Annotated in this window: 8 protein-coding genes; 6 read left to right on the top strand and 2 right to left on the bottom strand. The window is 74.4% G+C overall.

The window, feature by feature from the left end:
- Positions 1-72: 72 nt before the first annotated feature.
- Positions 73-14505, top strand: coding sequence for an amino acid adenylation domain-containing protein (locus tag ACIP84_RS03685; RefSeq protein WP_401794060.1), 14433 nt, complete (start codon positions 73-75; stop codon positions 14503-14505).
- The gene (locus tag ACIP84_RS03680) at positions 14502-14711 is read left to right on the top strand and encodes an MbtH family protein (protein ID WP_055599362.1); all 210 of its coding nucleotides are present in this window, start codon (positions 14502-14504) and stop codon (positions 14709-14711) included. Before ACIP84_RS03685 ends, ACIP84_RS03680 begins: the two co-directional genes overlap by 4 nt.
- A 158-nt stretch (positions 14712-14869) precedes the next feature.
- Here the strand turns inward: ACIP84_RS03680 and ACIP84_RS03675 are convergent, their stop codons facing one another.
- On the bottom strand, positions 14870-16699 hold the full coding sequence (locus ACIP84_RS03675) for an ABC transporter ATP-binding protein (protein ID WP_401794057.1): 1830 nt from the start codon (positions 16697-16699) through the stop codon (positions 14870-14872).
- A gap of 74 nt (positions 16700-16773) precedes the next feature.
- A complete protein-coding gene (locus ACIP84_RS03670; RefSeq protein WP_401794054.1) occupies positions 16774-18471 on the bottom strand; it encodes an ABC transporter ATP-binding protein in 1698 nt (565 codons plus the stop codon).
- Positions 18472-18710: 239 nt separating this feature from the next.
- Between ACIP84_RS03670 and ACIP84_RS03665 the strand changes: the two genes are divergently transcribed.
- Genes ACIP84_RS03665 through ACIP84_RS03650 form a run of 4 tightly spaced genes read left to right on the top strand, consistent with a single transcriptional unit; the run spans position 18711 to position 23396 of the window.
- The gene (locus ACIP84_RS03665; protein ID WP_355964326.1) at positions 18711-19808 is read left to right on the top strand and encodes an iron chelate uptake ABC transporter family permease subunit; all 1098 of its coding nucleotides are present in this window, start codon (positions 18711-18713) and stop codon (positions 19806-19808) included.
- Complete coding sequence (locus ACIP84_RS03660) at positions 19805-20935, top strand: FecCD family ABC transporter permease (RefSeq protein WP_401794051.1); 1131 nt, start codon at positions 19805-19807, stop codon at positions 20933-20935. Before ACIP84_RS03665 ends, ACIP84_RS03660 begins: the two co-directional genes overlap by 4 nt.
- Complete coding sequence (locus ACIP84_RS03655) at positions 20932-21783, top strand: ABC transporter ATP-binding protein (RefSeq protein ID WP_355964328.1); 852 nt, start codon at positions 20932-20934, stop codon at positions 21781-21783. Before ACIP84_RS03660 ends, ACIP84_RS03655 begins: the two co-directional genes overlap by 4 nt.
- Positions 21784-21821: 38 nt before the next feature.
- Positions 21822-23396 (top strand): amidohydrolase, encoded by a 1575-nt coding sequence (locus ACIP84_RS03650; protein ID WP_401794048.1) that lies wholly within the window; start codon positions 21822-21824, stop codon positions 23394-23396.
- Positions 23397-23411: the final 15 nt, after the last annotated feature.

Genomic DNA, 23411 nt, shown 5'->3' with positions numbered 1-23411 from the left:
CTCTCGCCACGCCGTCGGCGCTTGCGCCGTCACCGTCTGCCACGCACCCCCAGGGAAAGGCCACTTCGTACGATGTTTGACGTCGAGCCGTCGGACCGGAACACCCCCTCCGGCCTCCCCGTCACAGGCGGGCAATCCGGCATCTGGCTGGCCCAGCAGATCGAACCGGACAGCTCCGCCTACAACATCGTCTTCGCACTGCACCTCCGCGGCGCCACCGACCTCGACCGCCTGACCGCCGCCGTCCGCCAGGCCGTCGAAGAGGCCGAGTGCCTGCACGTACGCGTCACCCCGGGGCCCGACGGGCCGCGCCAGACACCCCGCACCCGCACCCTCCCCGTCGACGTCCCCGTCGTGGACCTGCGCGACGCCGCCGACCCCGACGAGGCCGCAGCCGCGTGGGTGGCCGCCGACCGTGACCGGCCCGTCAACCTCGCGCTCGACCCGCTCTTCGCCCACGCCCTGCTGCGGCTCGCCGACGACCGCGTCCTGTGGTGCCAGCGCTACCACCACATCGTGATGGACGGCATGGGCGTCGCGCTCCTCACCCGGCGGGCCGGCGAGCTCTACACCGCGGGCGACACGGCGCCCGAGCCCCGCGACTGGTCCCTCTCCCGGCTCGTCGCCGCCGACCGCGCGTACCGCGCCTCCGACCGGCACGCCGCCGACCGCGCCTGGTGGCTGGAACGGATGGCGGGCCGGACCGAGCCCGTACGGCTCGTCGACCGGGCCGCCACCCCGATGACCCGACGGCTGCGGCGGACCGCCGAGCTGCCCCCCGAGACCGTGGAACGGCTGGACACGGCCGCCCGGACCGCTGGCGTACGACCGTCCCGGATCCTGCTCGCGGCCGTCGCCGCCCATCTGCACCGGGCCGGAGGCGAACAGGACCTCGTCCTCGGCCTGCCGGTCGCCGCCCGCGAGGACGAGGTCTCCGCGACCGTCCCCGGCATGGTGTCCAACATCGTCCCGCTGCGCCTCGCCGTCCACCCCGGCACGACCGGTGCCGCCCTCGTCGCCCAGGTGCGCGAGACCGTCGCCGACGCCGTCGCCCACGGGCGCTACCGCGCCGAGGACCTGGCCAGGGAACTCGGCCTCGTCGACGGCGTACCGGAGCTCGTCGGCCCGACCGTCAACATCCTGCCTCGCTCCGATGACCTCCGCTTCGCCGACCACCGGGCCGAACTCCGCCCGGAATGGCTCGGACCGGTCAGCGACCTGGCGTTCAGCTTCGCCGAGGGCACCGACGGCCGCGGATACACCGTCCACCTCGACGTGGACGCCGACGTCTGCGACGCGGCCGCCCTCGCCGGCCACGAGCGCCGCTTCCTCGCCCTCCTCGACGCCTTCGCCTCCGACCTCGACCGCCCCGTCGGCCGTATCGAACTCACCTCGGAGGCCGAACGCGCCCGCCTCATGGACGAGTTCGGCGTCGCACCCCGCGAGGTCCCGGAGCTCTCCTGGCCGGCCGCGTTCGAAGCACAGGTCCGCCGGAGCCCCGAGGCCGTCGCGCTCGTCTGCGAGGACCGCGAGCTGACGTACGCCGCACTCGACGACGCCGCCGACCGGCTCGCCCGGCTCCTCCGCTCCCGGGGCGTCGGCGCCGAGGACGTGGTGGGCGTGGCCCTGCCCCGCTCGCCGGAACTCGTGGTGGCCCTGCTCGCCGTGATGAAGGCCGGCGCCGCCTATCTCCCGCTGGACGCGGACCACCCGCAGGACCGCATCGCCTACATGCTGTCCGACGCCGGGGCCCGCACCGTCGTCACCGTGCGCGACCTCGCCCGCGACCTCCCGGAGACGGCGGGCGTCACGCGTCTGCTGCTCGACGACCCGGCCACCCAGGCCGCCCTCGCCGCCGCGACCGACCCCGACCCGGCACCGCCGGTCGCCCTCGACCAGGCCGCGTACGTCATCTACACCTCGGGCTCGACGGGCCGCCCCAAGGGCGTCGTCGTCTCGCACGACGGCGTCGGCAGCCTCATCGCCACCGCCACCGACCGGATCGGCATCACCGCCGAGAGCCGGGTCGTCCAGTTCGCCTCCGTCGGCTTCGACGTCACGGTCTGGGACCTGATCATGTCGCTGTGCGTCGGCGGCCGCATCATCGTCGTGGCCGCGGAGCGCCGCGTCGCGGGCCCCGCGCTCACCGAGTACATCGCCCGCCACCGCGCCACCCACATGATCCTGCCGCCCTCGCTGGTCTCCGCGCTGCCGCAGGAGTGCGAACTGCCCGAGGGAGCCGTCCTCGTCGTCGGCACCGAGGCGGTCCCCAGCGAGCTGATCGCCCGCTGGGACGGCCGGCTCCGGGTCGTCGTCGCCTACGGACTCACCGAGGCCACCGTCAACTCCACGCTCTGGCTCGCCGACCCCGACCGCCCCGGCCCCGCGCCGATCGGCCGGCCTGACCCCAACACGCGCGCATACGTCCTCGACACGGCGCTCCGGCCCGTCCCCGTCGGCGCGGAGGGCGAGCTGTACGTCTCCGGCCGCGGCCTCGCACGCGGCTACCTGGGCCGGCACGGGCTGACCTCGGAGCGGTTCGTCGCCGACCCGTACGGGCCTCCCGGCACCCGCATGTACCGCACGGGCGACCGGGTCCGCTGGGGGGCCGACGGCAACCTGGAGTTCCTCGGCCGCGCCGACGGCCAGATCAAGATCCGCGGCCACCGCGTGGAGCCGGGCGAGATCGAGAGCGCCTTCATGGCCTGCGCGGGCATCGCCCAGGCAGCCGTCCTGGCCCGCGAGGACCACCGGGGCGTGAAGCGGCTGGTCGCGTACCTGGTCCCGGAGGGAGCGACGGACGAGGGCGGCGAGACGGCCGTGACCGCCGCACGCGCCCGCGTGACCGACGCCCTGCCCGACTACATGGTGCCGACCGCGGTCGTCGTCCTCGACGGCCCGCTGCCGCTCACCCCCAACGGCAAGCTCGACACCAAGGCCCTGCCCGAGCCCCGCTGGACCTCCCTGACCGGCACCGACACCCCGAGCACCGCCGCCGAGACCACGCTCGCCGCGCTGTTCGCCGACGTCCTCGGGCTCCCGACGGTCGGCGTCCACGACAGCTTCTTCGAACTCGGCGGCGACAGCATCGTCGCCATCCAGCTGGTGAACCGCGCCCGCGAAGCCGGGCTCGCGATCACCCCGCGCGACGTGTTCCGCAGCCGGACCGTGGCCGCCCTCGCCCGCACCGCCGCACAGACCGGCACCGCACCGGCCCGGCCGCGGGTGGAGCTCGACACGGACGCGCTGCCGGTCTCCCCCCTCCAGGAAGGTTTCTTCTTCCACGCGGAGTTCGACCACCAGGCAGCGGACCTCTACTTCGTCCAGGAGGTCCTCGACCTCGCCGGACCCGTCGACCCCGACCAGCTCCGCCGGGCGCTCCAGCTGCTCCTCGACCGGCACCCGCTGCTGCGGGCCTCGTTCCGGCAGCTCCCCGGGGGCGAGGTCGTCCAGCGGCTCGCCGACCACGTGACCCTCCCGTGGCGCGAGGCCGACACCGCCGAGACCGGCCTCGACGACATCCTCCGCGCCGACCGCGCCGAACGGTTCGCCCTCGACCGGCCGCCGCTCCTGCGCGCCACCCTCGTCAAGGACGGCCGGCACCACCGGCTCCTCCTGACCCTCCACCACATCGTCGCCGACGGCTGGTCGGTCTCCGTCCTCCTGCGGGAACTGACCGACGCCTACCGGGGCGTCCCGCTGCCGGAGCCGGCGGCCCCTGAGCCGTACCTCTCCTGGCTCGCCGGCCGCGACCGCGACGCCGCACGCGAGGCGTGGCGCCGTGCGCTCGCGGGAGTGGAGGGACCGACCCGGCTCCCCGCGCTCACCACCCCGGGCGACGCCGACGCGCCCGCCCGCCCCGAGCACGTGGACACCCGCCTCCCGCGCGACCTCACCGACGCGCTGACCACGTACGCCAGGACCCGGGGCCTGACCCTGAGCAGCGTCCTCAACGGAGTGTGGGGATTGCTGCTCGGCGGCCTCACCGGCGGCCAGGACGTCGTCTTCGGCACCACCGTGTCCGGGCGGACCACCGAGGTCGCGGGGCTCGACGCCGCCGTGGGCCTGTTCATCAACACCGTCCCGGCCCGGGTGACCCTCCGCCCCGAGGAGACGTTGACCGAGCTGCTCCGCCGGGTCCAGGACGAGCATTCCGCCCTCCTCGACCACCAGCACCTCGGCCTCGCCGACATCCAGCGGATCGCCGGCGGCGGCGAACTCTTCGACACCCTCGTGGTGTTCGAGAACTACCCGACCGGTGAGCAGCCGTCCGGGGAGGGCGCCGACGCGCCGCTCATCACCGACGCCGAGGTCATCGACGCCGTCCACTACCCGCTCGCGCTCGTCGTCGAGCCCGCCGACGCCGGTCTGCTGCTCCGCTTCAAGCACGACGCGGGCCGGCTCGACCAGGTGGCGGTGGCCGTCCTCGCCAACCGTTTCACGGCCCTGCTGCGGACCGTGGTGGCCGACCCCGACCGGCTCGTCGCCCGGACCGACCTGCTGTCCGTCCGCGAACGCGAGCATCTCTCCGAGCTCAACGCCACCGCCCACCCCGTCCCCGAGGCGACCCTCGCCTCGCTCTTCGCCGGATGGGTGGCCCGTACCCCCGACGCCCCCGCCGTCGTCTTCGAGGACACCACCCTCAGCTACGCCGAACTCGACCGGAGGGCCGAGGCCCTGGCCGAGCGGCTCCGGGCCCGCGGGGCCGGTCCCGAGCAGTACGTGGCCGTGGCGGTCCCGCGCTCGGCCGAGCTGATGGTCGCCCTGCTCGGCGTCCACAGGGCGGGGGCCGCCTACCTGCCCCTCGACCTCGACTACCCCGCAGACCGGGTGGCGTTCATGCTCGCCGACTCGGGCGCGCGCCTCGTCGTGACCACCGCGGAGGCCGCCGCGCGGGTCCCCGCCGCGTCCGGCCTGCAACAGCTCGTCATCGGCGCGGGGGAGCCGGCGGAGACCCCCGCCGACGCCCCCGTACGGGCCGCCGCCCACGCCCCCGTACGGGCCGCCCGCCCCGACGACCCCGCCTATCTCATCTACACCTCCGGCTCCACCGGCCGCCCCAAGGGCGTCGCCGTCACCCACCGCGCCATCGTCAACCGGCTCGCCTGGATGCAGGGGGCGTACGGGCTCACCGCAGACGACCGGGTCCTCCAGAAGACCCCGTCCAGCTTCGACGTGTCGGTGTGGGAGTTCTTCTGGGCGCTGACCGAGGGCGCGACCGTCGTCCTCGCCCGCCCGGACGGCCACCGCGACCCGGAGTACCTGGCCCGCCTCATCGCCGAACGGGCCATCACCACCACGCACTTCGTACCGTCGATGCTGGCCGCGTTCGTCCAGGCCATGGAGTCGGCCCCGGACGCTCCGGACTGGGCGGCGAGCCTGCGCCGGGTGTTCTGCAGCGGCGAGGCCCTCACCGGAGCCGACGCCCGCCGCTGGTGGGAGCTGACCTCACGCGCCGGCCGCACGCCCGTACCGCTGCACAATCTGTACGGCCCCACCGAGGCGGCCGTCGACGTCACCTTCTTCCCCTACGAGGGAGGCACCGAGCCCGCCGTTCCGATCGGCCGGCCCGTCTGGAACACCCGGCTCCACGTCCTGGACCCCTTCCTGCGCCCCGTGCCCGACGGAGTGCCCGGTGAGCTCCACCTCGCCGGCGTCCAGCTGGCCCGCGGCTACCACGACCGCCCCGGCCTCACCGCCGAACGGTTCGTCGCCGACCCGTTCGGCGCGCCGGGGGAGCGGATGTACCGCACCGGCGACCTGGTGCGCCGCCGCGCCGACGGAGCCGTCGAGTACCTCGGCCGCACCGACCGCCAGGTCAAGATCCGCGGCAACCGCGTCGAGCTCGGCGAGATCGAGACCGCCCTGGCCGCGCAGACCGGCGTGGCCCGCGCGGCCGTGATCGTCCGCGACGGCGCCCTCGTCGGCTACGCCGTCCCCGCCCCCGGCGCCACCCCCGCCTCCGAGACCCTGCACGCGGCCCTCGCCGAGGCACTGCCCGCCGCCATGGTGCCGAGCGCCGTCGTCGTCCTCGCCGAACTCCCCCTGACACCCAGCGGCAAGCTCGACCAGAACGCCCTGCCCGCACCCGGGATCGCGCCCCGCGCCGCCGGCCGCGCGCCGCGCGACGACCGCGAGCGCGCCCTGTGCCAGATCTTCGACGAGGTCCTCGGCGCCCCCGGCACCGGCGCCGACGACGACTTCTTCATGCTCGGCGGCGACAGCCTCAGCTCCATCGCCGTCGCCACGCGGGCGCGTGAGCGGGGCATGACCCTCAGCCCCCGTGACGTGTTCGAGCACCGCACCCCCGCCGCCCTCGCCGCTACTCAGGGAGACGCCGAGGCGCCCCCGACCACCGAATCCACCGAGGTACCCGTGCACTCCGACGGCGTGACCGTCTCCGCCTCCGACGCCGGGCAGGCCGCCGCCGCCCTCCAGGCCGTCCTCGCCCTCCAGCAGCAGTCCGGTGCCGCCGTCGACCCCGCGCTGCGGGCCCTCCTCGACCAGCTGACCGCCGCCGCGCCGCCCCCGGCCCCGGAACCCCCCGCCGCGGAACCCCCGGCTCCCGCGCCGCTCGCCGGACCGGAGCTCACCCCGGAGGAGACCGCCCGCGTCCACGCCGCCGCCGGGCTGCCCGTCGCGGACGTCTGGCCGCTCTCCCCGCTCCAGGAGGGCATGTACTTCCACGCCACCTACGACGCGGGCGACGCACTCGACGTCTACCAATCCCAGGAGACCCTGGACCTCGACCGCCGGATCGACGCCGACCGGCTGCGCGCCGCCTGCCGCACCCTCCTCGACCGCAACACCGGCCTCCGCGCCGGATTCACCAGCGACGGCCTGCCCCGCCCCGTCCAGTTCATCGTGGACGGCGCCGAGATCCCGCTCGTCGAGGCCGACCTCTCCGGGCTGCCCGCCGACGAGCAGCGGACCCGGACCGAGGAACTCCTCGCCGCCGACCGCAGGCAGCGCTTCGACCTCTCCGCCGCGCCCCTCTGCCGACTGCTCCTCATCCGCCTCGGCGACGGCCGGGACAAGCTCGTCGTCACCCACCACCTCATCCTCTGGGACGGCTGGTCCGCGTGGCTGTTCCTGGAGGAGCTGTTCACGCTGTACGAGCGGGCCGGCGACCCCACGGGCCTCCCGCTGCCCGGCTCGTACCGCGACCACCTCGCCTGGCTGGACGCCCAGGACACCTCCCTCGCCCTCGACGCCTGGCGCGGGGCCCTCGCCGGCTTCGACGAGCCGACGCTGCTCGCCCCGTCCGGGCGCGACACCGGCCCGGTCATCCCGGTGGACTTCGACGCCCTCCTCACCCAGGAGGCCGGCGACCGGCTCCGCACCGTCGCCCGCCGGCACGGACTCACCCTGAACACCGTCCTCAACGCGGCCTGGGCCCTGGTGCTCTCCGCCATGACGGGCCGCGCCGACGTCGCCTTCGGCACGGCCGTCGCCGGACGCCCGGCGGACGTCCCCCAGGTCGCCGGCATCATCGGCATGTTCCTGAACACCATCCCCGCCCGGGTCGCCTTCACCCCGGACGAGCCCCTCCTCGACCTGCTGCGCCGCATGCAGTCCGAGCGCGCCGCCGTCATGCCGTACGAGTACGTGGGCCTGGGCACCCTCCAGCAGGAGTCCGGCCACCGCCGCCTCTTCGACACCCTCTTCGTGCTCCGCTCGGCCGACGGCGAGGACCGCGCCGCCGCCCTCCGCGAACGCCACGGCATCACCGACGTGTCGAACGTGGACGGCACCCACTTCCCGCTCACCCTGATCGTCACCCCGGGCGCCCGACTGAAGGTGACCCTGGCCGCCCGGCCCGACCTCTTCGACGCCGACGCCGCCGGCACGATCCTCGCCCGGTTCACCACGGTCCTCGACCGTCTCGGCGAGGCCCTCGCGGGACCCACCGCCGCATCCGCGCGCACCGTCGGCGTGGACCTGCTGCTCCCGGAGGAGAGCGCGGCCCTGCGCACCGCCCGGGAGTCGGGCCGCGAGCCGGTGCCGGACGAGACCGTCGCCGACATGCTCACCGCCCAGGTCGCCCGTACCCCCGACGCGGTCGCGCTGGTCTTCGGCGAGCGCGCCCTCACGTACGCCGAACTCGACGCGCAGGTCAACCGGCTCGCCCGGCTGCTGCTCGCCTGGGGCGCGGGGCCCGAGAAGGTCGTGGCGCTCGCGCTGCCCCGGTCCATCGAGATGGTCGCCGCGCTGTTCGCCGTCCTGCGGACCGGCGCCGCCTACCTGCCGCTCGACCTCGACCACCCCGCCGACCGGCTGCGGCTGATGGCCGAGGACACCGGGCCGCTCTGCCTGCTGTCCACCACCGCCGTCGCCCCGACGCTGCGGCGCGAGGACGGCCCCGTCGCCCTCGAAGTCCTCCTCGACGAGGAGGCCGTGCTCGCCGAACTCGCCGCGCTGTCCGGGGAAGGGATCACCGACGCCGAACGCCCGGCGTTCGCCCACGGGGTCCCCGACCGCCTGGAGTTCCCGGCGTACGTCATCTACACCTCCGGCTCCACCGGCCGCCCCAAGGGTGTCGTCACCCCCTACCGGGGCCTGACGAACATGCAGCTCAACCACCAGAAGGAGATCTTCGACCCGGCCATCGCGTCCGCCGGAGGCAGGCGCCTGCGCATCGCGCACACCGTGTCCTTCGCCTTCGACATGTCGTGGGAGGAGCTGCTCTGGCTCGTCGAGGGCCACGAGGTGCACGTCTGCGACGAGGAACTCCGCCGCGACGCCGAAGCGCTGGTCGCCTACTGCGACGAGCACCGCGTCGACGTGGTCAACGTGACGCCCACCTACGCCCAGCTCCTCATCGAGGAGGGCCTCCTCGACCAGGACGAGGCCACGGGCAAGCACCGGCCGGCGCTCGTCCTGCTCGGCGGCGAGGCCGTGTCCGACACCGTGTGGACGCAGCTGCGCCGGACCGAGGGCACGTACGGCTACAACCTCTACGGTCCCACCGAGTACACGATCAACACCCTCGGCGGCTCCACCACCGAGAGCGCCACCCCGACCGTCGGCCGGCCCATCCGCAACACCCGCGCCCACGTCCTCGACACGATGCTGCGACCCGTCCCGCCGGGTTGCCCCGGCGAGCTGTACATCGCCGGCACCGGCCTCGCCCGCGGCTACCACGACCGGGCCGCGCTGAACGCCGAGCGGTTCGTGGCCGACCCCTTCGGGAAGCCCGGCGAGCGCATGTACCGCACGGGTGACCTCGTCCGGCAGCGCCCCGACGGCCTGCTCGACTTCCTCGGCCGCACCGACGACCAGGTCAAGATCCGCGGCTACCGCATCGAACTCGGCGAGATCTCCACGGCGCTCTCCGCCCACCCGGAGGTCGCCCACGCGGCCGTCGTCGTCCACGAGACCGCCGGTACGAAGCGCCTCGTCGGCTACTTCGTACGGGAGGACGGCGCGGTCGTACGGGAGGACGGCGCGGTCGTACGGGAGGATGGCGCGGTCGCACGGGTGGACGGCGCGGTCGTACGTGCGGACGCCGCCCCCGGCTCCGAGGACGCCACCCCCGGCGGCGAGGACGCCGACGCCCTCGTCAAGGAGCTCCGTGAGCACCTCAGGTCCCGCCTCCCCGACTACATGGTCCCGTCGGCCCTGGTCCCCGTCGCCACCCTGCCGCTGACCGTCAACGGCAAGCTCGACGTCAAGGCCCTGCCCGCCCCCGACCTCACCGGCACGGGCAGCAGCCGCGCCCCGCGGACCCCCCGGGAGGAGACCCTGTGCGGGCTCTTCGCGGAGGTCCTCGGCCTGGCCGAGGGCAGCGTCGGCATCGACAGCGACTTCTTCGACCTCGGCGGACACTCGCTCCTCGCCACCCGGCTCGTCAGCAGGGCCCGCACGGCCCTCGACGCCGAGCTGGCGATCCGCGATCTGTTCGAGGCGCCGACCGTCGCCGAACTCGTCGAGCGGGCGGACGCCTCGCGCGGCGCCGCCCGTCCGGCGCTCGTCGCGGCCGCCCGCCCCGACGCCCTGCCGCTCTCCCACGCCCAGCAGCGCCTGTGGGTCATCCAGCAGATCGAGTGCACCTCCGCCGCGTACAACTTCCCCCTGGTCATGCGGCTGCGCGGCACCTTCGACCGCGCGGCGTGGAGCGCCGCCCTCGCCGACGTGACCGACCGCCACGAGGCCCTGCGGACGCTGTTCGCCGAGCGGGAGAGCGACGGCCAGGCGTACCAGCGGATCCTGCCCGCCGGCACGGCCGCCCCGGTCGTGGAGCACCTGCGTGCCACGGAGGACGAGGTGGCCGGCATCGTCGACGCCGCCGTGCGGCGGCCGTTCGACCTCGCCTCCGAGCTGCCGATCCGCGCCACGGTCGTGGAGGTGGCGCCCGACGAGCACGTCGTCGTCCTGCTGCTCCACCACATCACCACCGACGAGTGGTCCGACCGCCCCTTCCTGCGGGACCTGACCACCGCCTACACCGCCCGCCTCGCCGCCGCGGCGCCCGACTGGGAGCCGCTGCCCGTCCAGTACGCCGACTACGCCCTCTGGCAGCAGAAGCTGCTGGGCGACCCGGCCGACCCCGACAGCCTCGCCGCCCGGCAGCTCGAACACTGGCGCACGGCCCTGGCCGGCGCCCCCGAGGAACTGGAGCTCCCCACCGACCGGCCGCGGCCCGCCCGCCCGGCCTTCACCGGCGCCGAACTCGACATCACCTTCGACCGCACCGTCCACGAGGGCCTGCGGCGGCTCGCCCGCGACACCGGCGCCAGCATGTTCATGGTCGCGCACGCGGCCGTGGCCGCCCTGCTCCACCGCCTCGGCGCCGGCACCGACATCCCGCTCGGCGCGCCCATCGCCGGCCGCGGCGACGAGGCCCTGGACGAGCTCGTCGGCTTCTTCGTCAACACCCTGGTGCTCCGCACCGACCTCGGCGGAGACCCGTCCTTCACCGAGCTCCTCGGCCGGGTCAGGGAGACCGACCTCGCCGCCTTCTCCCACGCCGACGTGCCCTTCGAGTCGGTCGTGGAGAAGCTCAACCCGACCCGCTCCCTCTCCCGGAACCCGCTGTTCCAGGTGATGGTCGGCTACCACGCCCGCACGGACGAGGCCCTGCGGCTGCCGGGACTCGAGGCCGGCTACCTGCCGCACCGCATCGGCACCGCCAAGTTCGACCTCGTGTTCAGCTTCACCGAGCACACCTCGGCCGACGGCGCCGCCGACTCCCTCGGCTGCCGCCTGGAGTTCGCCACCGAACTCTTCGACCAGGAGACCGCCGAGCGCATCGGCGACCGCTTCTGCAGGCTGGTCGCGAACCTGGTCGCGGCCCCCGACCGGCCGCTGTCCGAGGCGGGGATCCTCACCGAGGACGAGCACCGCCTCGTCCTCGAAGGCTTCAACGGACTGCCCCGCGAGGTCGACGAGGAGACACTGCCGGCGCTCTTCGCCCGGTGGGTGGCCGAGCGCCCCGACGCCGTCGCCGTCGTCGAGCGCTCCCGCTCGGTGACGTACGCGCAGCTCGACGCCCGCGCCAACCGGCTCGCCCGGCTGCTCGCCGCCCGCGGCGTCGGCGCCGAGAGCGTCGTCGGCGTGGCCGTCCCGCGCTCGGTCGACATGGTCGCCACGGTCGTCGCCGCCCTGAAGCTCGGGGCCGCGTTCCTGCCGCTCGACCTCGTCCACCCCGGCGACCGCCTCAGCTACATGATCGAGAACTCCGGGGCCGCCGTCGTGGTCGGCACCGAGCCCGTCGCCGGGAAGATCCCCGGCGTCGACGGCGTCCCGGTACTGCTGCTCGACGCCCCGGACGTCGCCGCCGAGCTCGACGCCCTGCCCGCGACCCCGCCGTCCGGCGGACCCGCGGGCCTCGACCAGGCCGCGTACGTCATCTACACCTCCGGCTCCACCGGCCGCCCCAAGGGCGTTGTCGTCCCGCACGAGGGCATCGCCAGCCTGGTCGCCACGGCGGTCGACCGGATGGGCCTGGAACACGACAGCCGGGTCCTCCAGTTCGCCTCGATCGGCTTCGACGTCTTCGCGTTCGAACTGGCCATGGCCCTCTGCCACGGCGGACGGCTCGTCCTCATCACCGACGAGGCCCGGGTCGCCGGACCCGCCCTCACCGACTTCCTCGAAGCCCAGCGGATCACCCACATGATCCTGCCGCCCTCGCTGGTGTCGGCCCTGCCGCCCGGCTGCCGGCTGCCGGAGGGGTCGACCGTCCTGGTCGGCACCGAGACCGTGCCGCCGGACCTCTTCGAACGCTTCGGCGCCACCGCGAACCTGATCTGCGCGTACGGGCTCACCGAGGCGACCGTCAACTCCACCCTGTGGCCGGCCCGCGAGCACGGCGGCCGCGCCGGTGGCCGGGTGCCCATCGGCCGCCCGGACCCCAACACCCGCTGCTACGTCCTCGACGAGCACCTCCGGCCCGTCCCGCCGGGAGTGATCGGTGAGCTGTACGTGGCCGGGCGCGGCCTCGCCCGGGGCTACCTCGGGCAGGCCGGGCTCAGCTCGGAACGGTTCGTCGCCGACCCGTACGGAGCCCCCGGCAGCCGTATGTACCGCACCGGCGACCGGGCCCGCTGGCGCGCCGACGGCAACCTGGACTTCCTCGGCCGGGTCGACACCCAGGTCAAGATCCGCGGCTTCCGCATCGAGCTGGGTGAGATCGAGGCCGCCCTCGCCGGGCACCCGTCGGTCGCGCAGGCCGCCGTCCTGCCCGACCGCGACGGCGACATCGTCCGCCTCGTCGGCTACGCCGTCCCCGAACCCGGCGCGGACCCCGCGCTCGACCCGCAGGAACTCCGCGCCCACGTCGCCGCGGTTCTGCCCGAGTACATGGTGCCCGCGCTCGTCGTCCCGCTCGACGGTCCGCTGCCGCTCACCCCGAACGGCAAGCTCGACCACAGGGCGCTGCCCGCGCCGGACTGGTCGGCGATGACCGGAGACGCCGCGCCCGCGACCGAGACGCAGGCGCGGATCGCGGAGCTGTTCTGCGAGATCCTCAAGCTGGACGCCGTCGGCGTGCACGACAGCTTCTTCGCCCTCGGCGGCCACTCCATGGCCTCCATGCGCCTCCTCGGCCGCATCCGCGCCGAGTTCGGCGTCGAACTGAGCATCCGCGACGTCTTCGACGCCCTCACCGTCGCCGGCATCGCCGGCAAGCTGGAGGGCGCGAGCGCGGCACGTCCCGCCCTCCGCCCGGCCGGGCCCGCCGCCTCCGACGGCACGGAGCCGCCGGTCGCGCCCGTACAGCGGTGGCAGTGGCAGGCCTACCGGCGCGACCCCGGCTTCGACCACGCACTCGTCCTGCGCTCGCCCGGCGGCCTGGACGCCGACGCGCTCGCCGCTGCGCTCGCCGACGTGACCGCCCGCCACGAACCGCTCCGCACCGCCTTCACCGACCGCGAGGGAACCCTGCTCCGCCGCGCCGTCGAGGCGCCGGAGCCGGCCGTGGAGGAGTGCGCGGACCTCGACGCGCGACTCGCCGAACTGGCCTCCTCGGCACCGGACCTGGAGCGGGAGGCCCCGCTGCGGGCCCACCTCCTCACCGGCGCGGACGGCACCCAGGCGGTGCTGCTCACCCTGCACTACCTGGCCGTCGACGAGTGGTCGGTGGTCCCGCTGTTCCGCGACCTCACCACCGCGTACGGGGCGCGGACGGCCGGTCGGGCTCCCGACTGGCAGCCGCTCCCCGTGAGTTACGGCGACTACGCCCGCTGGGCCCGCGAGGTCCTCGGAGACCTGGCCGACCCCGAAAGCCGGGGCGGGCGCCAACTGGCTTACTGGAGGCGGGTACTCGCCGACGCACCGCGCGAGCTGGCCCTGCCGACGGAGGCCCGGGCCGCCGTGCCCGCGCAGCGGGGGAGCAGGGCCGCCGGAGTCGTCGAGTTCACGCTCGACGAGCGGCTGCACGCGGACGTGGACCGGCTCGCGCAGGCCACCGGCACCAGCATGTTCATGGTGCTGCACGCGGCCCTCGCCGCCCTGCTCACCAGCCACGGGGCGGGCACCGACCTGCCCATCGGCACGATGGTGGCCGGGCGCGGCGACGACCAGCTCGCCGACCTCGTCGGCTGCTTCTTCAACACGGTCGTGCTGCGCACCGACACGGCGGGCGACCCCTCCTTCGCGGAGCTCCTGACCCGCGTACGGGAGACCACGCTGAGCGCCCTCGACCGGCAGGACGTGCCCTTCGACGAGGTCGTCCGCGCCGCCGGCCTGCGGCCTGAGGGCCCTCAGGTGATGGTGATCCACCACGAGCAGGCCGATCTGGAGCGCCTGCAGGGCGGTGTCGGCGACCTGGTCGCCGTGCCGACCGGTTCCACCCGCGCGGAGCTGACCCTCAGCTTCTACGAGCCCCGCGGCGAAGGCCCCGTGCACTGCGGCCTGATCCACGCGACGGAGCGGCTCGGTGCGGACAAGGCACGCAGGCTCGCAGCGGAACTCCAGACCCTGCTGCGCGCCGTGACGGACGACTCCGAACAGCCCCTGTCCCAGCTGTTCGGTGTGACACACAAGAGGAGTGAGAACGCATGAGCACCAACCCGTTCGAGGACCCGCAGGGCCGCTTCCTGGTTCTGGTCAACGACGAGAACCAGCACTCGCTGTGGCCCTCCTTCGCCGAGGTCCCCGCCGGGTGGCGGACCGTCTTCGGCGAGGACACCCGCGAGGGGTGCCTGGCCTACGTGGAGAGTCACTGGACCGATCTGCGCCCGGCGAGCCTCATCGCCCTCCAGGACTGACCCGGAGCCACCGGCCCCGACACCGACCGCCGCCCGCGGGGGAGTTCCCCTCGCGGGCGGCGGCGTGCGTGGGGGAGGGGCAGCGTGAGGGGGCAGCGTGAAAGGGGGCGGTACGACTCCCGTCGTACCGCCCCCTTTTCGGCGTGCCGCCGCCGGTCTCAGGCGACCGGGGCGGCCTGGGCGTCGGGGTCCGGAGCCGGCCGCGGCACCTGCTCCCCGGGGTCCTGGCGACTGGCCGACCACGCGGCCCACAGGACGGCGTACCGGCCGCCCGCCGCCACCAGTTCCTCGTGCGTACCGGTCTCCACGACGCGGCCCTGGTCGAGGACGACCACCCGGTCGGCGGCCGCGGCCTGCGGCAGCCGGTGCGCGACGAGCAGCCCCGTGCGGCCTTCGAGGGCCCGCGCCGCCGCCTCCTCCAGGACGCGCGCGCCGGCGCTGCCCGCGTCGGCGGTGGCCTCGTCGAGGATCGCGATCGGCGGGTCCGCGAGGACCAGCCGGGCCAGGGCCAGGTGCTGCGCCTGCGTCACCGTCAGCCGGTGCCCGCCCTCGCCGACGACCGTGGCGAGGCCCTCGGGCAGCGCTTCGGCCCACTCCAGCGCACCGACGCGGTCGAGCGCCGCGCGAAGCTCCTCGTCGTCGGCCCCGGGCCGGGCGAGGCGCAGGTCGTCGGCGAGCGTTCCGGCGAAGACGTGCACCTCCTGGCTGATGAGCGCCACCGCGCGGCGCACCCCGGCCGGGCCCAGCTCCCCGGTGTCGATCCCGCCGAGGGCGATCGAACCCCCGGTGGGGCTGTGGACGCCGGCGATGAGCTTGGCCAGGGTGGTCTTGCCGGCGCCGCTCGCGCCCACCAGGGCCACCCGCTCCCCGCTCCGCACCCGCAGGTCGACCTCGTGCAGGACCGGCGCGCCGGAGCCGTACGCGTGGCTGAGCCCGGCCACCTCGACCGAGCCGTCGGCGACGGCGTGCGCCTCGGTCTCGGCCCGCTCCGCAGGAAGGTTCGACACGCCGACGAGACGGGCGAAGCTCGCTCCCGCCGACTGGGCGTCGTCCAGGAGGTACAGGGTCGCGTTGATCGGGTTGAAGAGGCTGTGGAAGTACAGCGCGGCGGCCGTGGCCGTACCGATGCTGACCGAGCCGTTGTCGACCAGGACGAACCCGGTCGCGAGCATCGCGGCGAGGCCGATGAACTCGCCGAGGTTGAGGCGGGAGAAGAACCCGGTGACGATGTGGATGCCCCGCAGGCCCAGGTCCCGGGCGGCGGCGGACCGCTTCTCCAGCAGGTCGGTGTGGGTGTCGTCCAGGCGGAACGCCCGTACGGTCCGGACACCGCCGACGCTGTCGAGCAGCTGGTGCTGCAGGGCGCCGGTGGCGACGCGGTGCTCGCCGTACACGGGCGCGGCCCGGCGCATGTACCAGCGCACCGAGAGCACCTGGACCGGGGACGCGAGGAGCGCGGCGATCAGGAAGCGCCAGTCGAGGATGGCGAGTCCGACGAAGGTGAGCAGGATCGTCAGGGCGGAGCGGCTGAACTCCGGAAGGGCCTGACGCACCGACTTGCCGATCATCGACACGTCGCTGGTGACCCGGGAGACCAGGTCGCCCGAGCCGGCCGCCTCGACCCGGTCGAGCGGCAGCCGCAGCGCCCGCTCGATGAACTGCTCCCGCAGCGAGGCCAGGACGGTCTCGCCCAGCCGGGCCACGAGGGTGCTGCCGACGGCCGCGGCCGCGCCCCGCGCGACGGCGACGACGACGAGCAGGACCAGGGGGAGGGTGAGTGCCGCCGCGCCCTTCTTGTCGACCACGAGGTCCACGATGTGCCCGAGCAGGGGAGCGGTGAGCAGTCCGACCGCGGTGCCGGCGACGAGGACGGCGATCGCCGCCACGGCGAGGAACCGGTGGCCGTGCAGCATGGTGCGGAGCGCCGCGACGGACTCGGCGCCGGTGGCGGTCGGCAGGAGCACGCGGTCCGGGCTGGTTCCGCTCATGGTCTGTTCCGTCTCTCTCTTCCGTCCTTCGTCCCGCTGCGGCCGGCTGTCCGTCCGTGTCTCGTCGGCGAGCGTCATGCGAGCACCGCCGCACGGTACGTCGCGTCGGCCGCGAGGAGTTCGGTGTGGCGGCCGGTGGCCTGCACGGCGCCGTCCTCCAGGACGATCACGCGGTCGGTCACGGCGAGGAGAGCGGGGCTGGTGGTGACCAGGATCGTGGTGCGGTCGCGGCGGACCTCGCGCAGCCGGGCGGCGATGTGGGACTCGGTGACGGTGTCCACCGCGGTCGTCGGGTCGTGCAGCACGAGGACGGGCCGGTCGGCGGCGAGAGCGCGTGCGAGGGCGACGCGCTGGCGTTGACCTCCGGAGAGCGAGCGGCCCCGTTCGGCGAGGAGGGTGTCCCCGCCGTCCGGGAGGAGCCTGGCGACGTCGTCGGCGGCCGAGGCCCTGAGGGCCCGCTCGACGGCCGAGGTGTCGCCCGCGGCCCCGGCCCGGACGTTGTCGAGCAGCGTGCTCTCGAACAGGTCGGCGTCGTGGTGGGCGACCAGGACGACCCGGCGCAGCGCGTCGGGGTCGAGCGAGGTCAGCGGAGCGCCGTCGAGCTCGACGGCGCCCTCGGAGGGGTCCGCCTCGCGGGCCAGGCAGACGAGGAGGTCGTTGGCGGCGGCGGCGTCCCGGGCGACGATCCCGGTCAGGCTGCCGGCCGGGAGTTCGAGGTCGACACCCCGGAGCGCGCCGAACGTCACCCCGCGCAGGGCCACATGTCCCGCGGCCCCGCCGGCGGGTGCGTCGTGACCGGACCCGACGGCCTCGGGCGAGGCGAGGACCTCGGCGATCCGCTTGGCCGAGGCGCGGCCCTGGGCGAGCTCGGCGTTCACGTAGCCGAGGAGCTGGAACGGGCCGAGGAGGAACTGGGCGAGACCGACGGCGGCGACCAGGTCGCCGACGCTGATGCTGCCGTCCATGGCGAGGTACGCGCCGACCACGCCGATGACGGCGATGAAGACGCCGGTCAGGGCGAGGACGGCGCCCTCGTGCCCGGCCCGGCTGCGCGCCGCGCGCAGGGCGGCGGACAACGAGTCCTGGCTCGTGGTGCGGTAGCGGGCCACGGCCGCCGACTCGGCGCCCATGCCCTTGAGGACGCGGAGTCCGGAGACGAGGTCGGCGGCGACGCCCGAGGCATGGGCGGCCCGCTCCTGCTCGGCCTCGCTGCGCTGTTCGAGCGGCCGGCTGATGCGGTGCCCGAGCCACAGCAGCGGCGGGATGCCGAGGAGCACGAGCAGGCCGAGGGGGACGGAGATCCTGAGGAGCGCGACGGCGCTGATCACGAGGGCGGCGACCGCCGACACCCCGTACGCGATGACGGTGGCCACCGAGCCCACGCGGCGGGCGTCGTTGGTGGCGATGCTGGTCAGCGCGCCGGGGAGACGGTTCGCGTCGGCGCCGCCTCGCGGGTCGAGCACCCGGGTGGCCAGGTCGAGCCGGAGCCGGTGCGCGGCGAGTTCGCCGCTGCCCTCGGTGATCCGGGCGCTGACGCGGTAGCAGGTCGACAGGACCAGGAAGAGCACGGCGAGGACGATGAGCAGGCGCAGCAGCGCCGAAGTGGAGCCGGTGGCGACCGCCGTGTCGATGGTGGCACCGATGACCACCGGCACCAGGGCCTCGCAGCCCTGGTGGGTCATACCGAGCAGAGACGCCGTGATCACTCGGCGGCGTTGTCCTCTGATCGCCTGGCGGAGGACAAGTCCCCCCGTCGGTCCGCCCGTTGGCATGAGACTCCTTCACGGAGGTAGATGGTTGGTTAGGTAAGCCTACTCTGAGTTCGACCGGGGTCGGGGTGGGTGCGGGGAGGTCCGGCGGAGCCTCCGGGCGGGTGTCGGGCCGGTCCCCTTCCGCTCCCGTCCCGCGCGTTGACCTCGCGACACGGTTCGGTTAGCCTCACCTAAGTCGTGATCCTTCGGTCTCGCGCCGCCAGGTTCCCGCCGTACATCTGTACCGCCGCCAGGGGGAGTTGTCGTTGTCCGTCGAATCCCGGGTGGTGCAGGGGCAGCAGCCCCAGGAGCAGCCCGCGGAGAGGACCACAGGTCCCGGCGCGCGCGGGTCGGGCCGCACCGGCGCCGCGTTCCGGGGACTGGGACTGGTCGTCGGCCTCGCCGCCCTCGTCCTGGTCGGACTGCTCAGCGTCTGGGTGGGCACCCGGGGCATCCCCTTCACCGCCACCTGGGACGCCCTGTGGAACCCCGACGGGTCGGAGACGTCGGTCATCATCCACGACTACCGCATCCCCCGCACCCTCCTCGGCATCCTCGTCGGCCTGGCCCTCGGCCTGGCCGGCGCCCTGATGCAGGCCCTGACACGCAATCCGCTCGCCGACCCCGGCATGCTCGGCGTCAACCTCGGCGCCTCCGCCGGCGTCGTCGTCGCGATCGCCTTCCTCGGCGTCGCCGCCCCGCTCGGCTACGTCTGGTTCGCCCTCGCCGGTGCCGCCGCCGCGTCCGTCGGCGTCTACCTGCTCGGCTCCTCCGGCCGGAAACTCGCCTCCCCCGAGCGGCTCGTCGTCGCCGGCGCCGCCGTGACCGCCGTGCTGTACGCCTTCAACTGGGCGGTCCTGCTGCTCGACCCGCGAGCCTTCGACCAGTTCCGCTTCTGGACCGTCGGCTCCCTCGCCGGCCGCTACTACGACATCGTCGCGATGGCCCTGCCGTTCGTCGGCACCGGCCTCGTCCTCGCCCTCGTCCTCGCCCCCTCGCTCAACGCCCTCGCCATGGGCGACCAGATGGGCAAAGCCCTCGGCGTGAACGTCGGCCGGACCCGCGCCCTGGGCGCCGTCGCCGTGATGCTCCTGTGCGGGGCCGCCACCGCCGCCGCCGGACCGATCGGCTTCGTCGGTCTCGCCGTACCGCACATCGCCCGGTTCGTCGTCGGACCCGACCAGCGGTGGGTGTTCGCGTACTCGATGCTGATCGCCCCCGTCCTGCTCCTCGGCTCGGACGTCCTCGGCCGGGTGCTCGGCGCCCCCGGCGAACTCCAGGTCGGCATCGTCACCGCGTTCGTCGGCGCCCCCCTGTTCATCGCCCTGTGCCGCCGCCGAAAGCTGGTCATGCTGTGACTGCCGTACGGGAGGCGAAGGCCTCCCCGCCCGACCCGACGCCCCGCCAGGGACCCGGCGGGGGCACCGTGCCGGACCTGCCCCGGGTCATCACCGGCCGGGTCGTCCGCACCCGCTCCGGGAACGTCTCCCTGCGCGTCCAGGGCCGCACCGTCGCCGCCACCGCGGCCCTCCTCGTCGCCCTCCTCCTCGTCGCCGGGATCACCCTGACCACCGGCGACTTCGACCTCTCCGCCGGCGAGGTCGTCCAGGCGCTCACCGGCAACGGGAGCGGGATCGCCGACTTCGTCGTCAACACCCTCCGCATGCCACGCCTCGTGACCGCACTGTGCGTCGGCGCGGCCCTCGCCGTCAGCGGCGCCATCCTGCAGAGCATCACGGGCAACCCCCTGGGCAGCCCCGACATCATCGGCTTCACCAACGGCTCCGCCGTCGGCGCGCTCGTCGTCATCGTCCTGCTGCACGGCAGCATGACCGAGATCGCGCTCGGCGCCCTCGTCGGCGGCCTCGCCACCGCCCTCGCCGTCCATCTCCTCATGATCGGCCGCGGCATCCAGGGCTTCCGCCTCGTCGTCGTCGGCATCGGTGTCAGTGCCCTGCTCCTCGCCGTCAACTCGTACCTCATCACCCGCGCCACCTTCCAGGAAGCCCTGGAGGCGCAGTCCTGGCTGATCGGCAGCCTGGGCAACCGGCTCTGGATCCACGCCCAGGCCATCGGCATCGCCGTCGCCGTGCTCCTTCCCCTCGCCTTCCTCCTCTCCCGCCGCCTCTCCATGGTCGAGATGGGCGACACCACCGCCATGGCCCTCGGCGTCGACGTCTCCCGCACCCGCACCGTCCTGCTCGTGATCAGCGTCGCCCTGGCCGCGTTCGCCACCGCCGTGACCGGACCCATCTGGTTCGTCGCCCTGGCCGCGCCCCAGGTGGCCCGCAAGATCACCGGCTCGTCCGGACCCGCCCTGCTGCCGTCCGCCCTCATGGGCGCCGTCATGCTCGCCCTGAGCGACCTCGCCGTGCAGCGCCTCTTCGCCCCCGCGCTGCTCCCGGTGGGGACGGCCACCGGCTGCGTCGGCGGGTTCTACCTCATCTGGCTACTGGTCACCGAGTCGCGAAAGAGCCGCGCATGACAGCAACGAACCGTCCGGGCTCCCGCCTGCGCGCCGAGAACCTGACCCTCTCCTACGACCAGCGCACGGTGGCGACCGGCCTCGACGTCGAGATCCCCGACCGCTCCTTCACGGTCGTCATCGGACCCAACGCCTGCGGCAAGTCCACCCTCCTCACCGCCCTCGCCCGGATGCTCAAGCCGCGCACCGGCCAGGTCTACCTGGACGGCGCCGCCATCGCCTCGTACCGCTCCCGCGAGGTCGCCCGCCGGCTCGGACTGCTCCCGCAGTCCTCCACCGCGCCCGGCGGCATCACGGTGGGCGACCTCGTGGCCCGGGGCCGCTACCCCCACCAGGGCCTCCTGAAGCAGTGGTCCGCCGACGACGAGGCGGCCGTGGTCGAGGCGATGCGGCAGACCGGCGTCCTCGAACTCGCCGACCGCCCCGTCGACGACCTGTCCGGCGGCCAGCGCCAGCGCGTCTGGCTCTCCATGGTCCTCGCCCAGCAGACCGAGATCCTGCTGCTCGACGAGCCGACCACCTTCCTCGACATCGCCCACCAGGTCGAGGTCCTCGACCTGTGCGCCGAACTCCACGCCCGCCGCGGCCACACGATCGTGGCCGTCCTGCACGACCTCAACCAGGCCTGCCGGTACGCCACCCACCTCATCGTGATGCGCCCGGGCGGCATCGTCGCGGCCGAGGGCGACCCGTCGACCGTCATGACCGCGGAGCTGGTCGAGGACGTCTTCGGCCTGCCCTGCCGGATCATCCCCGACCCCGAGACCGGCACACCGCTCATGGTGCCCGCCGCACCCAAGGGGTACGCCCCGGCCCCGGCCGACACCCTGATGGCCAAGACCTCCTGACGACGGCGACAGCGACAGCGACCGGGAACGGACTGCCCATGCTCTGTACGAGGCTGACGAACGCGCGCATTCTCACCATGGACCCGGACCGCCCCGTCGCCCACGACCTCGGCATCTGGCGGGGGCGGATCGTGGGCCTGGACGAGGCCGTGACCTCGCTCCCCGCCCGCGAGGTCGTCGACCTCCAGGGCGCCACCGTGCTGCCCGGCTTCATCGACAGCCACGTCCATCTTGCCTGGGCGGGACTGAAGGCCGAGACCCCGAGCATCGCCCCCTGCGAGCGGGTCGAGGACGTCCTCGCCGTCATCGACGAGGCCGCCTCCCGGAAGGCCGGGCCCGGCGCCTGGGTCGACATCGCCGGCTACGACCAGCGGGCCCTGGGACGCCACCTCACCGCCGCCGAGATCGACCGGGTCAGCCAGGGCCGGAAGATCTTCCTCATGCACGACTCCGGACACGCCTGCGTCGTCAACAGCGCCGTCCTCGACCTCCTCCCGGCCGACGTACCGCACCAGGACGGCTTCCTCGCCGAGAGCGCCATGACCGCCGTACGGCGACTCCGGCTGCCGTACTCCCAGGAGGAACTCGCCGACGCGATCGAGCGCGCCGGCCGCACCTGCCTCGCCGAGGGCATCACCGCCTGCGCCGAGGCCGGCATCGGCGGCGGCCTCCTCGGACACAGCCCCGTCGAACTCGGCGCGTACCAACTCCTCAGGGACCAGGGCCGACTGCCCCTCCGCGTCCAGCTCATGGCCGCGGGCGACACGCTCCGCCCGCGTGCCGCGCACCGGGACGACGGCATCCCGCGCGCCCTCGACCTCGGCCTGCGCACCGGCTTCGGCGACGACTGGCTCTCCCTCGGAGCCCTCAAGATCTACACCGACGGCGGCATGATGGCCCGTACGGCGGCGCTCACCGAGCCGTACGAGGGCATGTCCCACACCGGACAGTTCCAGGACGAGCCCGAACGGATCGCGGACCTCATCGTCGACGGCCACCTCGCCGGATGGCAGCTCGCCGTCCACGCCATCGGCGACCGCGCCGCCGACCTCGCCCTGGACTCCCTGGAGCGCGCGCAGCGGCTCCGGCCCCGGCCGACCGCCCGGCACCGCGTGGAGCACGCGGGCCTGATCCGCCCGGACCAGCTCCCGCGCTTCGCCCGGCTCGGCGTCAGCGCCGTGATCCAGCCCCACTTCCTCCGCTCCTTCGGCGACGACTACGCCGACGTCATGGGGGAGCGGCGGGCCCCCTGGATGTACCGGGGCCGGGGCTTCCTCGACCACGGCGTCACCCTCGTCGGCAGCTCCGACCGGCCCGTCACGGACGGCTCGCCGCTGCGCGCGATCCAGTTCATGGTCGAACGCGCCTCCCTCTCCGGCCGGCCGATCGGCCCGGACGAGGGCATCACCGTCGACGAGGCCCTGCGCGCCTACACGGTGGCCGGCGCGTACGCCTGCCACTGGGACGACAGCGCGGGCAGCCTCACGCCCGGCAAGCGCGCCGACCTGGTGGTCCTCGGAGACGATCCCCGGGCCGTCGAGACCTCGCGGATCGGGGACATCGAGGTCGTGGCGACATACGTCGACGGACGGACCGAGCCTGCCAAGGAGTGACCCCGGACCGGCGGG

Source organism: Streptomyces sp. NPDC088707, assembly GCF_044752725.1.
GTDB lineage: Bacteria > Actinomycetota > Actinomycetes > Streptomycetales > Streptomycetaceae > Streptomyces.
This window is presented reverse-complemented; position numbering and strand designations above follow the sequence as displayed.

What these genes read in the sequence shown, in the direction of transcription:
- ACIP84_RS03685 (WP_401794060.1), top strand. Translation starts at nt 73, where the DNA reads ATGTTTGACGTCGAGCCGTCGGACCGGAACACCCCCTCCGGCCTCCCC.
- ACIP84_RS03680 (WP_055599362.1), top strand. Translation starts at nt 14,502, where the DNA reads ATGAGCACCAACCCGTTCGAGGACCCGCAGGGCCGCTTCCTGGTTCTG.
- ACIP84_RS03675 (WP_401794057.1), bottom strand. Translation starts at nt 16,699, where the DNA reads ATGAGCGGAACCAGCCCGGACCGCGTGCTCCTGCCGACCGCCACCGGC.
- ACIP84_RS03670 (WP_401794054.1), bottom strand. Translation starts at nt 18,471, where the DNA reads ATGCCAACGGGCGGACCGACGGGGGGACTTGTCCTCCGCCAGGCGATC.
- ACIP84_RS03655 (WP_355964328.1), top strand. Translation starts at nt 20,932, where the DNA reads ATGACAGCAACGAACCGTCCGGGCTCCCGCCTGCGCGCCGAGAACCTG.
- ACIP84_RS03650 (WP_401794048.1), top strand. Translation starts at nt 21,822, where the DNA reads ATGCTCTGTACGAGGCTGACGAACGCGCGCATTCTCACCATGGACCCG.